This is a genomic window from Mucilaginibacter phyllosphaerae (genome assembly GCF_004378255.1).
GTDB lineage: Bacteria > Bacteroidota > Bacteroidia > Sphingobacteriales > Sphingobacteriaceae > Mucilaginibacter > Mucilaginibacter phyllosphaerae.
The window spans coordinates 92,333-104,761 of sequence record NZ_SNQG01000003.1 but is presented as its reverse complement, the minus strand read 5'-3'; the positions used below and the strand labels follow the sequence as shown (position 1 = coordinate 104,761).

13 protein-coding genes and 1 pseudogene are annotated in these 12,429 nt (G+C 44.9%); 6 read left to right on the top strand and 8 right to left on the bottom strand.

Features of this window, described 5'->3' with window-relative positions; translation table 11 throughout:
• Positions 1 to 113 precede the first annotated feature (113 nt).
• Entirely contained in the window at positions 114 to 653 is a 540-nt protein-coding gene (hpt, locus tag E2R65_RS08635) for a hypoxanthine phosphoribosyltransferase (RefSeq protein ID WP_134336095.1), read from the bottom strand.
• A 60-nt stretch (positions 654 to 713) separates the two neighbouring features.
• Here hpt and E2R65_RS08630 point away from each other — a divergent pair, with 60 nt between their 5' ends.
• Both E2R65_RS08630 and def read left to right on the top strand, forming a co-directional pair.
• Positions 714 to 1,943 carry a M16 family metallopeptidase gene (locus E2R65_RS08630; RefSeq protein WP_134336094.1) on the top strand — a complete coding sequence of 410 codons (1,230 nt, stop codon included), beginning with the start codon at positions 714 to 716 and terminating at the stop codon, positions 1,941 to 1,943.
• 21 nt (positions 1,944 to 1,964) lie between these two features.
• Positions 1,965 to 2,537 carry a peptide deformylase gene (def, locus tag E2R65_RS08625; protein WP_134336093.1) on the top strand — a complete coding sequence of 191 codons (573 nt, stop codon included), beginning with the start codon at positions 1,965 to 1,967 and terminating at the stop codon, positions 2,535 to 2,537.
• A 128-nt stretch (positions 2,538 to 2,665) separates the two neighbouring features.
• Here the strand turns inward: def and E2R65_RS08620 are convergent, their stop codons facing one another.
• The 3 genes from E2R65_RS08620 to E2R65_RS08610 form a co-directional block, all read right to left on the bottom strand.
• Positions 2,666 to 3,286: a carboxypeptidase-like regulatory domain-containing protein gene (locus E2R65_RS08620; RefSeq protein ID WP_134336092.1), complete on the bottom strand. Its 621-nt coding sequence runs from the start codon at positions 3,284 to 3,286 to the stop codon at positions 2,666 to 2,668.
• A gap of 106 nt (positions 3,287 to 3,392) precedes the next feature.
• On the bottom strand, positions 3,393 to 3,671 hold the full coding sequence (locus tag E2R65_RS08615) for a NifU family protein (protein ID WP_134336091.1): 279 nt from the start codon (positions 3,669 to 3,671) through the stop codon (positions 3,393 to 3,395).
• 26 nt (positions 3,672 to 3,697) lie between these two features.
• Positions 3,698 to 4,786, bottom strand: a complete 1,089-nt coding sequence (locus tag E2R65_RS08610) for an Mrp/NBP35 family ATP-binding protein (RefSeq protein ID WP_134336090.1) — start codon at positions 4,784 to 4,786, stop codon at positions 3,698 to 3,700.
• A gap of 104 nt (positions 4,787 to 4,890) precedes the next feature.
• Between E2R65_RS08610 and E2R65_RS08605 the strand changes: the two genes are divergently transcribed.
• The 4 genes from E2R65_RS08605 (at position 4,891) to E2R65_RS08590 (ending at position 8,835) form a co-directional block, all read left to right on the top strand.
• Positions 4,891 to 7,170 (top strand): transglycosylase domain-containing protein, encoded by a 2,280-nt coding sequence (locus E2R65_RS08605; protein ID WP_229704625.1) that lies wholly within the window; start codon positions 4,891 to 4,893, stop codon positions 7,168 to 7,170.
• Positions 7,171 to 7,174: 4 nt separating this feature from the next.
• Positions 7,175 to 7,567: a hypothetical protein gene (locus E2R65_RS08600; RefSeq protein WP_134336089.1), complete on the top strand. Its 393-nt coding sequence runs from the start codon at positions 7,175 to 7,177 to the stop codon at positions 7,565 to 7,567.
• A 99-nt stretch (positions 7,568 to 7,666) separates the two neighbouring features.
• Positions 7,667 to 8,296, top strand: a complete 630-nt coding sequence (locus E2R65_RS08595) for an NAD(P)H-dependent oxidoreductase (RefSeq protein ID WP_134336088.1) — start codon at positions 7,667 to 7,669, stop codon at positions 8,294 to 8,296.
• Between the two features lie 173 nt (positions 8,297 to 8,469).
• Positions 8,470 to 8,835, top strand: a complete 366-nt coding sequence (locus E2R65_RS08590; RefSeq protein WP_134336087.1) for a response regulator — start codon at positions 8,470 to 8,472, stop codon at positions 8,833 to 8,835.
• Between the two features lie 953 nt (positions 8,836 to 9,788).
• Here the strand turns inward: E2R65_RS08590 and E2R65_RS08585 are convergent.
• The 4 genes and pseudogenes from E2R65_RS08585 to E2R65_RS08570 form a co-directional block, all read right to left on the bottom strand.
• Positions 9,789 to 10,442 (bottom strand): annotated as a pseudogene (locus E2R65_RS08585) (phosphatidylserine decarboxylase family protein); the annotation flags it as partial.
• Between the two features lie 27 nt (positions 10,443 to 10,469).
• Positions 10,470 to 11,282: a phosphatidate cytidylyltransferase gene (locus tag E2R65_RS08580; protein ID WP_134336086.1), complete on the bottom strand. Its 813-nt coding sequence runs from the start codon at positions 11,280 to 11,282 to the stop codon at positions 10,470 to 10,472.
• On the bottom strand, positions 11,279 to 11,491 hold the full coding sequence (locus E2R65_RS08575) for a hypothetical protein (RefSeq protein ID WP_134336085.1): 213 nt from the start codon (positions 11,489 to 11,491) through the stop codon (positions 11,279 to 11,281). The genes E2R65_RS08580 and E2R65_RS08575 overlap by 4 nt, the downstream gene beginning before the upstream one ends.
• On the bottom strand, positions 11,472 to 12,413 hold the full coding sequence (locus E2R65_RS08570; RefSeq protein ID WP_158285242.1) for a CPBP family intramembrane glutamic endopeptidase: 942 nt from the start codon (positions 12,411 to 12,413) through the stop codon (positions 11,472 to 11,474). The genes E2R65_RS08575 and E2R65_RS08570 overlap by 20 nt, the downstream gene beginning before the upstream one ends.
• Positions 12,414 to 12,429 lie beyond the last annotated feature (16 nt).

The window sequence follows — 12,429 nt, the reverse complement described above, 5'->3', positions numbered from 1 at the left end:
GAGGAGAGGCGTTTATAATAGCAGGAAGGGATTAATAACCACAGCTGCCTAACCCCCTCCCTGCTTCTTTGTATAACTATGATAGCGTACCGCCCGGATCAACCACCCAGCCGCTACCCAATTTTACTATATATCCCGCGCAAATTCCGGCCCAGTTCTTTGTAATCCAAACCATAGCCCACTACAAATTTGTTGGGGATCTGGAAGGCTACATATTTTAATTCCTCAATGCTGTGCTCCACAGCATCTGGCTTAAACAAAAGCGTGCAAACGGTTATAGATGCCGGGTTACGCACCTGTAATTTCTCTATCAGGTATTTGATGGTGTTACCACTATCAATGATATCTTCCAGCAGGATAACATCCTTGCCGGTGATATTTACGTGCAAATCAAAATCATCGCGAATGGTGCGGGTGCTGGATAGGCCGCCGAAATATGAAGCCAACTTAGTAAAAGTTACCTCGCAGGGTACCACAATCTCTTTAACCAGATCAGACGCGAACATAAAGCTGCCATTCAATATGCCTACAAATATGGGCTGGCGGCCTTCAAAATCGTTATTGATATCCTGTGCAATTTCGGCAACACGCTGCTGTATGGCCTCATGCGAATACAAGGGCTCAAATTCAAGGTCGGCTATTTGTAATTTCATACCGTAAACATACGCAAAGCCAAACAAATTGCATGTTTATACGCTATCTTTAAAGCTTTTATGACAGATCACCAGGTACATACATTGCCAAACGGCATCCGCATATTATTTAAACATTCGCCCTCGCCTATTACGCACTGCTGCTTTGTGCTCAATGCAGGCTCGCGCGATGAACTCCCGCAAAAAGAAGGTCTGGCCCATTTTATTGAGCATCTGCTGTTTAAAGAAACCGCAAGGCGCAATACCCCCCAGATACTGAACCGGCTGGAACTGGTAGGCGCCGATTTAAACGCTTATACCACTAAAGAATACACCTGCATCCATGCTTCGCTGTTAAAACAACATTTAGAACGCACAGTTGACCTTTTTGAGGATATCCTGTTCCATTCCACCTTCCCGGCAGATGAAATGGAGAAGGAGCGCGGCGTAATATTGGACGAGATCTCGTCATACCTGGACCAGCCCGAAGAGGCCATTCAGGATGATTTTGAGGAGTACCTGTTTAAGGGCCACCCCATTGGCAACAATATTTTAGGCACGCCGGAAAGTGTTGCCATACTGAATGGCGATGATATTAAACAATTCATCACAGCCAACAACAATACCCACCAAATGATCTTCGCTGTTTACGGCGATTACGATTTTAAGAAACTGGTAAAGCTGTGCGAAAAGTATTTTGGCAGCGTACCCGAAAACAGCAGTGAAAAAAACCGCATAGCGCCCGGGCCCATTCAGCAGGGTATTTATGCGCTGCAAAAACCCATATCGCAAACACATTGTATTTTGGGCGGCAGGGCGTACCCATCTGCGCATGCAAACAAGTATGGCCTGCTGCTGCTGAACAATATTTTGGGCGGCATGGGCATGAGTAACCGCCTTAACCTGGAAATAAGGGAGAAACACGGCATTGCCTACACCATCGAATCTAACTACACCTCGTTAACCGATACCGGCCTTTTCTCCATCTACTTTGGTACCGATGCCGAAAAGGCAGACAAAGCCCTTAAACTGGTGCATAAAGAATTAAAAAAACTGCGCGATAATAAGATAGGCACCATACAGCTTAAACAAGCTAAAGAAAAGTTTATTGGCCAGATTGCCCTGGCCGAAGAGAGCCGCATGAGCCTGATCATCTCTATGGCCAAAAGCCTGATGGATTTTAACCGTATCGATTCGCTGGAGGATATTTTTGCCAAAATTAATGCTGTAACGGCCGAACAGCTGCTGGAAATTAGCAACGAAATATTTGATAATGACCGTATGATAACCTTATTATTTGAGCCTAAGTAAGAAAACTCCTATTTTTGCAGCATGAAATATCCTATAGTAGCATACGGCGACCCGGTTTTAAGGAAAAAAGCCACATCTATCGAGCCGGATGAGTACCCGCATATTAAAGAGCTGGTAGGCAACATGTTTGATACCATGTATGGCGCGCGCGGCGTTGGCCTGGCTGCACCGCAGGTGGGCATGTCTATGCGTTTGTTTGTAATTGATGCTACCCCGTTTGATGATGATGAGCCGGAGCTGAAGGATTTTAAGAAAGCATTTATTAATGCCAGCATTTTAGAAGAAACCGGCGAAGAGTGGGCCTTTAACGAGGGCTGCCTCAGCATCCCGGATATCCGCGAGGATGTTACCCGTAAATCAACCGTGCGGATGTCTTACTACGACGAGAACTGGAAACATCACGAAGAAACATTTACCGGCATGGCAGCCCGCGTTATTCAGCACGAGTACGATCATATAGAAGGTAAACTATTTACCGATAAACTAAGCCCCCTGCGCAAACGCCTTATCGAGAAAAAACTAAACGATATTTCTAAAGGTGCCGTTGATGTAGATTACCGCATGAAATTCCCCGCGGCTAAAAAAGGAAGGTAGAGATTTGGGGTTAGATAATTAGAGATAAGCATCGCTAAATTTATATAACAAAAAAGCAGGATATCAATATCCTGCTTTTTTTATGCTTTAAAACTAATCTCTAATCACAAGCCTCTAATTACTAACCCTTACTTACTGTCCCCGTCGGTTATCGATTTAATTAAGCTGCCCCAGGCCAGTGGGTTAAGCAGCGGGTTGGTACGCGAGTGCTGGTTTACGATATCCTGGTGCATGTATTGGGCATTGGCCGACTGGATCTCCTGCCCATCGCGCGGCAGGCTGTTGGTCATAGCTACGATGGATGTGCGGCTGATATTCTTGCGAGCTATTTCCAGGTCGTCATCAGCTATTTTGGCGTTTACAAAGTCCTTACGAAACTCGTCTGTTGTGGCCCAGGGGAATACCCTTACCATCGGCAGGTTGGTTATCTGCGGCTTGATCAAGATCTGCGCGGTATAGCTTTTGCTTTTTACATTGGCCGGTATCACCACCGTTACCGGGGCATAGCCTATAGCGGTAAACTGCAGCGAGTCCTGCTCATGCACTACAAAAGAAAAGTAGCCCTTAAAATTGGTGATGATAACCGAGTTGTGGTTGCTTTTATTGGTAACACTTACATAAGGCACCACTACGCCGGCGCTATCGGCATTATATACCACGCCCGTAAACTGTACCAGCGGCGCCTCTTTGGTTTGAGAGAACGCTGATAAAGAGCTTAGTAAAAATAATATGCCAATTAATTTTTTCATGTATGCGTACGCATTATTACTACCCGGCTGTTTCACAATTGTTTTAAACAGCGGGTAAAAATACGTTATTGAAAGTATCCATAACCGTATTTAACACTTCTTAACACTATCTTAAATTTTCGGGAAGCACGGCATTGGGGTCGTCAATGGCGGTTAAATTGATGGCTTCGATACCGGTAATTTCTGGCACGGCCTTTAAAATGGCCTGTTCAATCCCAGCCTTAAGCGTCATGATGCTCATGGGGCACGAGCCGCACGAACCCAGCAACTTAAGCTTTACCACCTTTTCAGGAGTGATCTCTTCAACAGAAACGTTACCGCCATCTGCCTCTAAGTAAGGCCTTATGGTATCCAACGCTGCTTCCACCTGATCTGTTAAACTCATTATATTTAAATTATAAAGTAAAGTTATTAATTATTTACCACATTTAAGTTATCCGCTTTTTGTGCGTTGCAGATAGAAACCTGCTGCGCTACACGCCGGGCCATTTCCATAAATGCGGCCGTCATCACACCGTTTTCTTCCAGCACGATAGGTTTGCCCGCATCGCCGGAATCGCTGATGCCTTTAATTAACGGTATTTCGCCTAAAAACGGTACGTCAAGGGTTTGTGCCAGCTTACGGCCGCCGCCCTGCCCAAATATATAATATTTGTTATCGGGCAGTTCCTCGGGTGTAAAGTAGGCCATATTTTCTACAATACCCATAATAGGCACATTTATAGCCGGCATCATAAACATACCTATGCCCTTTTTAGCATCGGCAAGCGCTACCTTTTGCGGGGTTGTTACCACAACCGCCCCCGTAACCGGGAAGCTTTGTGTAACCGTGATATGGATATCGCCGGTACCCGGCGGCAGGTCTATCACCAAATAATCCAGTTCGCCCCAGTCGGCATCGTTAAACAGCTGTTTTATGGCAGTAGATACCATTGGCCCGCGCCAGGGCACCGGCTGGTTAGGATCGGTAAAAAAACCTATCGAAAGCAATTTGATGCCATACTTCTCCATCGGCTCTATCCGGGTTTTGCCATTTTCTTGTGTGGCCTTTGGGCGCTGCCCTTCCAGCCCGAACATAATGGGGATAGACGGGCCGTAAATATCCGCATCTATCAAACCCACCTTAGCACCCGTTTTTGAAAGTGCCAGCGCCAGGTTAACAGATACCGTTGATTTGCCCACACCACCCTTACCGGATGCTACCGCAATAATATTTTTAACCCCCGGCACACCTGTGTTTTTTTGAGAAGTAACCTGCGACGTCATGTTCACGGTAACCTCAATATCCCTGCTTATAAAATGCGCAATAGCATTACGGCAGGCGTTTTCAATTAAAGCCTTAAGCGGGCACGCCGGTGTGGTTAGCACTACCGAGAAGCTTAACTTATTCCCGTCGATATGTATATCCTGGATCATGTTGAGGGTTACCAGGTCTTTTTTCAGATCCGGTTCTTCAACATTTCCAAGGGCTTGTAAAACTTGTTCTTTAGTAAAATCCATATTTATTTCATCGCAAAAATACGAAAACAGCCTGCAGCATGCGTTGTTATAAAAAACAATTTGCAGTTTGCATCCGTTTGCACCACATCATAATTAGTTTAGTTTTGAAGCAAAATTCTTTTATGCGCCGTATTAACCCCAAATATATCCGTATTGCAGGTATAACTGCCCTTATATTAGTAGTTATTATGCTTATTGGTGGGTACGTTGCTTATTCTAAACGCGAGGTATTGCTTCAAAAAGCTATCAGCAAAGCTAAGGCAAAAGCAAAAAGAGATTATAATTTAGATGTAAAAATAGGCTCGGCCAAATTTATAGGGCTAAGTACGGTGGCATTTACCGATATCAGCGTGGTGCCTTTTCAGCGCGACAGCCTGTTCTCGGTTAAAAAATTCAATGTAAGCGTTAAGGTTTTACCGCTGGTTTTTGGCAATATTAAACTGGCCGACGTGGTGTTGCAGGACGGCCACCTGAACCTCACCAGCATTAAAGGGGTTAAAAACTTCGATTTTTTGTTTAAAAAGAAAAAGGATACCACCAGCACGGGTAATAAGGTTGATCTGTCGGAACTATCCAACAACCTGATCAACGAGGTGCTTTACAAGATCCCCGATAACCTGTCGCTGCATAATTTTTTAGTTAGCATTGTAGATGATAGCACAAAAGTAAAACTGCTGGCATCAACCGCTATTATTAAGGATGGCAAAATGGCATCTACCATTAAGGTGGATGATGGCGCCGCAACCTGGCATATTGATGGTAAGATGCAACCGTCTGACAAGAACATTGATGTACATCTGTATGCCGAGGGGAAAAAGGTGGAGTTGCCGCTGATCGAAAAAAAGTTTAAACTGAAGCTGAACTTTGATACCATCAGCACCAAGCTGAGTAATGTTAAGCATAGCGATGGCGAAACAAAAATATACAGTTCGTGGAGTGTGCGCAATTTGCTGCTTAACCACCCCAGCCTATCCGTAAGCGATGTGGTGGTGCCCAGCGGATCTGTGGATGCCAACGTTTTTGTAGGCCCTAATTTTGTATCGCTGGATAGTTCGTCCGTTATTCATCTTAAAAAACTAACCGCCAAACCATATGTAAAATATACGCTTAACCCGGTCAAGATCTACGAGGTTAAGATAAATACGGGGTGGATAAAGGCGCAGGATCTGTTCGAATCTTTCCCTACCGGAATGTTTGAATCATTAGAGGGTTTACAGGCAACAGGAAAGCTCAACTATAGCCTTAACATGTTGCTGAACATGGCGCACCTGGATGATATGGTGTTTAATTCCAGCCTGCAAAAAGACAAGGATTTCCGCATCATCAAATACGGCAAGGCCGACCTGGGCAAACTGAACAATACTTTTGTTTATGTGCCTTATGAAAGGGGCAAGCCTATGCCGCCGCATACCATTGGCCCCGGCGCAGTAAACTTTACACCGCTGGAGCAGATCTCGCCAAACGTGCGGAATGCAGTGATGACTGCCGAGGATCCCTCTTTTTACACTAACCGCGGCTTTGTGGATGAATCTATCCGTAAATCGTTCATTACAGATATTAAGGAAAAGAAGTTTAAACGTGGCGGCAGCACCATCTCTATGCAGCTGATCAAGAATGCGTTTTTAAGCCGTAACAAAACCCTGTCGCGCAAGATAGAAGAGATCCTGATCGTATGGCTGATAGAAAATAACCGCATCATGAGCAAAAACCGCATGCTGGAGGTTTATTTTAATATTATTGAATGGGGTCGCGGCATTTATGGCATTGGCGAAGCATCCCGGTATTATTTCGGCAAATCGCCGTCTGAATTAACCATTGGCGAAAGTATTTACCTGGCCAGCATTGTACCTAACCCCAAAGCGGGCTTATACGCCTTTCAGCCGGATGGATCTTTACGCCAGGGCCTGCATGGCTACTTTAACCTGATAGGCCGCCTGATGGCTAAAAAGGGCCTTACCCAGCCTGATAGCAATGCCTATGGCTTTTACAGCGTGCGCCTGCGCGAAGGCCTGCGCCGTATTATTGCCCCGATTGATACCGCCGTTGCCGATAGCCTGATGAAGCAAACCGATGATGACGACGGCACCGGGGTAGCCGGGATAGCGCCCGTTTTTGAAGAGCCTAAAAAACCAAACTTCTTTCAGCGCCTGTTTGGCAAAAAAGATACGGCCGAAGCACGGATGGAAAAAAAGATAGAAGAGACCAACGATGCCATCAAAGCCCGACTGAAGGCCGAAATTGAAAAGGTAAAGGCCGATTATAAAAACCGTGTGGATAATGTGGATACCGCAGGCCGCACCAAAAAAGAGATCAAAGCCGAAAAGAACCGGCTGAAAGATGAGGGCAAAGAAAAAGTGAAGGAACTTAAAGACCGTATGCCTTAACCCAATGCAGGAAAAGTTTGATGTAGCGCTGCCTGACGGCTGCTTATTGCCGCAAAATGATAGGCAGTTACTGGCAGTTATTCAAACGGTTTTTATGCCCGGCAGCCAGCCATATACTTTATTAATTAATGCGCTTACCGAAGAGAATAAGGATAAGTTCGGCTCATCAGAGTTTGAGGGGCTGCAATTCGAGATCAAACGGTTTGATCCGCAAGTTTTAACGGGTAGGCTGCGGATAACCTACCAGCTGCGGCTTACCTTTAGTTGCTCGGCCATTGTAAACAATCTGAACAACCAGCACGCTTACTGGGATTTTACCATAAATGCGTTTACCAACACCGCACATTTTACAGGCGAAGCATACGGCGATCTGCGATCCACCGCCGATGAATTTTAAGTACAGTTAATGCTCTACCAGTTTTGTAGTATTTACTTAAATATGACCGTGTTGCATGTTTAAACATCTATGTTTGCCGCACATTAAAACAAAACAAACATGGCTTTATTAGATAAATTGAAATGGCGCTATGCCACTAAAAAATTCGACACGGCAAAAAATATCCCGGCCGATACCTTACAAACGTTACTGGATGCCATACAACTGGCCCCATCATCATATGGCTTACAACACTACCGGGTGTTAGTGATAAAAGATGCCGAAACACGCGAAAAATTGAAGGCCGCAGGCTATGGCCAGCCGCAGATCACTGATGCTTCGCAACTGATCGTATTTGCTGCCGAAACGAACATTGACGCTGATTTTGTTAAGCATTACATTGATAATGTTGCGCAAACACGTAACGTTCCGCGCGAAACCTTAACAGGTTTTGAGAATATGTTAGTAGGCGCAGTAAGCTCTCGCACACCAGAACAGGCTTTGATCTGGGCGCAAAAACAAGCATATATCGGCCTGGGCTTTTTACTTGCTGCCGCTGCCGAGCATGGCGTTGATGCATGCCCTATGGAAGGTTTTGATGCGGCAGGTTTTAACGAGATACTGGGCTTAAAAGAAAAAGGACTTACCGCAACCGTTATTGCCACAGTAGGCTACCGCGCACAGGATGATGATTTAAGCCATGCAGCCAAGGTACGCCGCCCTGCCGGTGAGTTTTTTATCCACATATAAACCGCCAATGCGGTAAATACCGCACAATTGCTAAAAAGAGCACGATGTAAATACATGGTGCTCTTTTTTTATTTCGGGCGGTTTTATATCTATGGTTAACCTAATTGCCTTTAGCTTAACAGCAACCCGCAATTACGGCACGTGCTTTGTATAACTTCCTGAAAAACATAGCCATGACCAAGAAGATATTAATAGTAGACGATAATGAATTGATAGTGGAGGTGATGAGTTACATCCTGATGAACAGCGGCTATGATGTATCTTCGCTATCTAACGGCGAGCATGTGATTGAAGAAGTGTTGGCCAACCACCCCGATCTGTTGATTATGGACGCCAAAATGCCCGGAATGGACGGCCGCGAGATCTGCAAGTTTTTAAAACTGAACACGCTTACTAAAGATACCCCTGTAATTATCTGTTCGGCTGAGGATAACCTGGATGCCGCACTTGTACAAGATGGTGCCCCAAACGATGTATTGCACAAACCCTTTGATATTAATGCCCTGATAGATAAAGTAGAGCTGCAACTGGCAGCATAGTCAATTTAAAAAAAAACAGACAAGCCGAACCCATAACGTTCGGCTTTTTTTGTGCGGATATTTTTGGTGGTTACTGATAACATTAGGGTGTTGGGTTGTAATGGTAGAATATGTTATGGTGAGCCTGTCGAACCATTAGCCGCTTTGTCAAGTCTTCGACAAGCTCAGACTGACATATTTGTTTATCCTGTCATGATGAGCCTGTCGAACCATTAGCCGCTTTGCCAAGTCTTCGACAAGCTCAGACTGACATGGTGGGGGTTGTAATGATGGAATGTGTCATGGTGAGCCTGTCGAACCATTAGCCGCTTTATTAATCCTTCGACAAGCTCAGACTAACATGGAGGGAGTTGTAATGTTGTATCCTGTCCTGGTGAGCCTGTCGAACCATTAGCCGCTTTGCCAAGTCTTCGACATGCTCAGACTAACATGGTGAGGATTCTCATGGTGGAGGAATGTCATGGTGAGCCTGTCGAACCATTAGCCGCTTTGCCAAGTCTTCGACAAGCTCAGACGGACATGGTGGGATTGTAATGGTGGAATATGTCCTGGTGAGCCTGCCGAACCATTGGCCGCCTTCAGTCGCTGCGCTAAGTTTAAGACTGATCGACTCGATGATTGAGCCTGTTCAACTATTAGCAGTTAAATAATCAGCCTAAAAACAAAGGGCCCCGGTATATTACACCAGGGCCCTTTGTTATAACTGTAGGTGAAATTTATTTATCGTCTTTTTTATTGGGGGTTTTGGCTGCTGCCGGCTTTTTTGCGGGGGTAACAGCTGCTTTAGCCTTAGCTATCGGTTTTTTTGGCGCTGCGGGTTTGGCCTTTTCTGCCTCATGCTCAATAACCAATGTTTCTTCACCGTGCGCGTCAGATAATGGCTCGGTGTGGTCAGGTATATGTGTTTCCGCTATCACATCAGATGTAAGCTCTGCTGCCGGTTGCGTGTTAGTCAGTTCGGCTAAAACTGTGCGGCCACCTTTAACTACCTGGTTAAGTTCTACATTTATTTTGGTGCCCAGAGGCAGAAAAATGTCCACCCTTGATCCAAATTTGATAAAGCCGAATTGCTGGCCTTGCTCCACCACATCACCTTCTTTTACATACCATACAATGCGGCGAGCCAATGCGCCCGCTATCTGGCGGAACAATATCTGTGTGCCATTGCTATTCTCGGTTACAACGGTTGTACGCTCGTTTTCTGTGGATGATTTTGGGTGCCATGCCACCAGGTATTTACCCGGATGGTATTTAAAATATTTAACTACGCCGCTGATGGGGTTGCGGTTTACATGCACATTTATGGGCGACATAAACACCGAAAGCTGTATGCGCCTGTCTTTTAAAAATTCAGGCTCATCTGTTTCTTCAATTACAACAACTTTGCCGTCTGCCGGGCAAAGCACCTCCAATTCGTTGGGGCTGATGTGTAGGGTAGGGCTGCGAAAAAACTGTACAATAGTTACAAACAGTAAAAACGACAGGATGTATATGATCCATTTAACTACATACGCATCCGGAAAATAAAATTGTATCAGTGCATTCAGCACAAATATAAATAGTACGGTTACGGCAAGTGATGTATATCCTTCTTTATGAAAAGTCATTATATTGATATATAAGTTTCTACAAAATTAAACATTTACTACAAAGTACAAGTATGTATAAACAATGGGTGCAGCCAGCAGGAAACCGTCAAACCTATCCAGCAGGCCCCCGTGCCCCGGCAATATACCGCCCGAGTCTTTTACATTGATGCTGCGTTTAAACATCGATTCGATCAGGTCGCCCAGGGTGCCGAAGAACGAGATCAGGATGCCTACAGATACCCAGTGCTTCCAGTCGAGCTCCGGGAAATACAGGCTGATAAGATAACCCACACCGCCGCTGATAACCACGCCGCCGATAAACCCTTCCCAGGTTTTTTTAGGCGAGTGGCGTTCAAATAACTTGGTACGGCCAAAATTCATCCCCACCAAATAGGCCCCGGTATCATTAGCCCAAAGCATCAGCAAAAATGCCAGCGGATAATGAAAATTAAACGGCCCGTTAATAAAGGCCAGTGCATGGAAAAATGTAAAGGGTACGGTCACAAATATCAGCCCTAATATCGTGTAGGCAATATTGGTAAGCGGCGCTACGGTTATTTTAAACAATTCCTGTATAAATATGGCGCTAAAGGTAAGCGTAAGTAAAAACAACAGGCTGTGGTATATGGGCCTGTCGTGATATACCATTACGGCAAAAATAGAATAGATAAAAATGGCGTTCACAAAGCCCGATGCCCGGTTGGGCTGCAAGCCGCTTTTAATATTAAGGCCGTAAAACTCGTGCAGGCAAAGCAGGCTCAGGATCAAATAAAATGCACCGAAAGCGTTGTGGCCCAGCAGTACCGAGCCAACCATTACGATGATAAAAAAAAAGCCGGTTATGGCGCGTGTTTTCATAAACTGATCTGGTTCAAAATCATTATTTCGATAGCATTGCTAAAGTTTTCCTGGTGCACATACACTTCAATATCGCCAAAAGCCTGGTGTGATGATGCCTGCCGGTTTAGCAATACCGCGTCTATCTGGTACCCGGTAAGCACCTGTTTCACAATTTCCGACTGATAATAATTTGAAGATGTAAAGATCTTAACCCAATTCTTCTCCATTTAATGCAGGGTTTTGCTTGCCCTGTGCTACCTTTTTATAAACTAATAGCAAAACTAAAATAATTACCGCGCTAAATACATATTGCCACCAACTAAAAATGTTCTGCGCATCGGGGTTTAGCTTTATTTGTTTTTGCTGATATAAATAAGTTGCAATTACAGCAGTAGCGTTATTTAAAAAATGGCCCCATACAGCGGGCCAGATGCTGCCGCTGTAGTAAACAAAGTAGCCAAACAACGCGCCAAGCAGCATGCGTGGTAAAAAGCCGTAAAACTCCAGGTGGAACGCGCTGAAAATAGCAGCAGTTACCCAAATGGCGGTGTGTGGTTTTTTTATCCAGTTCAATAAAATGGTTTGCATACCGCCCCTAAACAAAAACTCTTCGGCAATGGCAGTTAAAAAGCCTATCAGGAAAACGTTTTTAATACAATCAAACGGTGTTTTCATCTGCAAAATGGCGTTGGTTATGCGTTTGGCGTTCTCCTCGCTTTCTTTCATCCAGCGCTCTATGCCGTTAAGCCAGCCGGGCAATACCATTTGCTGGTTTAAATTGCTTAAAAGCTCAATAAGTGGCGATGATATCAGCATAACAAAGAAGGCAATTATCCAAAGCCATAGCGGGAACTTGAGTGTAGGTTTTAAGTATGCACGCGGTGTTGGGGTAAGCCAGTAAGCAAACACAACAGGTGCTGCAAAAAGCGGAATAGTGGTGGTTACTATCTGAAGCAGGTATAGCGCAGGTACAGTTTGCGGGTCGCTAAAATTCAGGCGGCCAATGTTCATCAACAGGTCAAACCCGTAAAATAAACCAATAAGGGCGAGGCCAATAACGTTAAACAACACAAATATCCCGGCAAACAGCACTACAAAGTAAAGGAATTGTCTGGCCGGAGATGTTTGATTTACAGTGCTTTTCATCATATAGCTTAAATTTCGT

Excerpts from the sequence above, each read along its gene's own strand:
- hpt (WP_134336095.1), bottom strand. The coding sequence starts at position 653 with ATGAAATTACAAATAGCCGACCTTGAATTTGAGCCCTTGTATTCGCAT.
- E2R65_RS08630 (WP_134336094.1), top strand. The coding sequence starts at position 714 with ATGACAGATCACCAGGTACATACATTGCCAAACGGCATCCGCATATTA.
- def (WP_134336093.1), top strand. The coding sequence starts at position 1,965 with ATGAAATATCCTATAGTAGCATACGGCGACCCGGTTTTAAGGAAAAAA.
- E2R65_RS08620 (WP_134336092.1), bottom strand. The coding sequence starts at position 3,286 with ATGAAAAAATTAATTGGCATATTATTTTTACTAAGCTCTTTATCAGCG.
- E2R65_RS08615 (WP_134336091.1), bottom strand. The coding sequence starts at position 3,671 with ATGAGTTTAACAGATCAGGTGGAAGCAGCGTTGGATACCATAAGGCCT.
- E2R65_RS08610 (WP_134336090.1), bottom strand. The coding sequence starts at position 4,786 with ATGGATTTTACTAAAGAACAAGTTTTACAAGCCCTTGGAAATGTTGAA.
- E2R65_RS08600 (WP_134336089.1), top strand. The coding sequence starts at position 7,175 with ATGCAGGAAAAGTTTGATGTAGCGCTGCCTGACGGCTGCTTATTGCCG.
- E2R65_RS08595 (WP_134336088.1), top strand. The coding sequence starts at position 7,667 with ATGGCTTTATTAGATAAATTGAAATGGCGCTATGCCACTAAAAAATTC.
- E2R65_RS08590 (WP_134336087.1), top strand. The coding sequence starts at position 8,470 with ATGACCAAGAAGATATTAATAGTAGACGATAATGAATTGATAGTGGAG.
- E2R65_RS08580 (WP_134336086.1), bottom strand. The coding sequence starts at position 11,282 with ATGAAAACACGCGCCATAACCGGCTTTTTTTTTATCATCGTAATGGTT.
- E2R65_RS08575 (WP_134336085.1), bottom strand. The coding sequence starts at position 11,491 with ATGGAGAAGAATTGGGTTAAGATCTTTACATCTTCAAATTATTATCAG.
- E2R65_RS08570 (WP_158285242.1), bottom strand. The coding sequence starts at position 12,413 with ATGATGAAAAGCACTGTAAATCAAACATCTCCGGCCAGACAATTCCTT.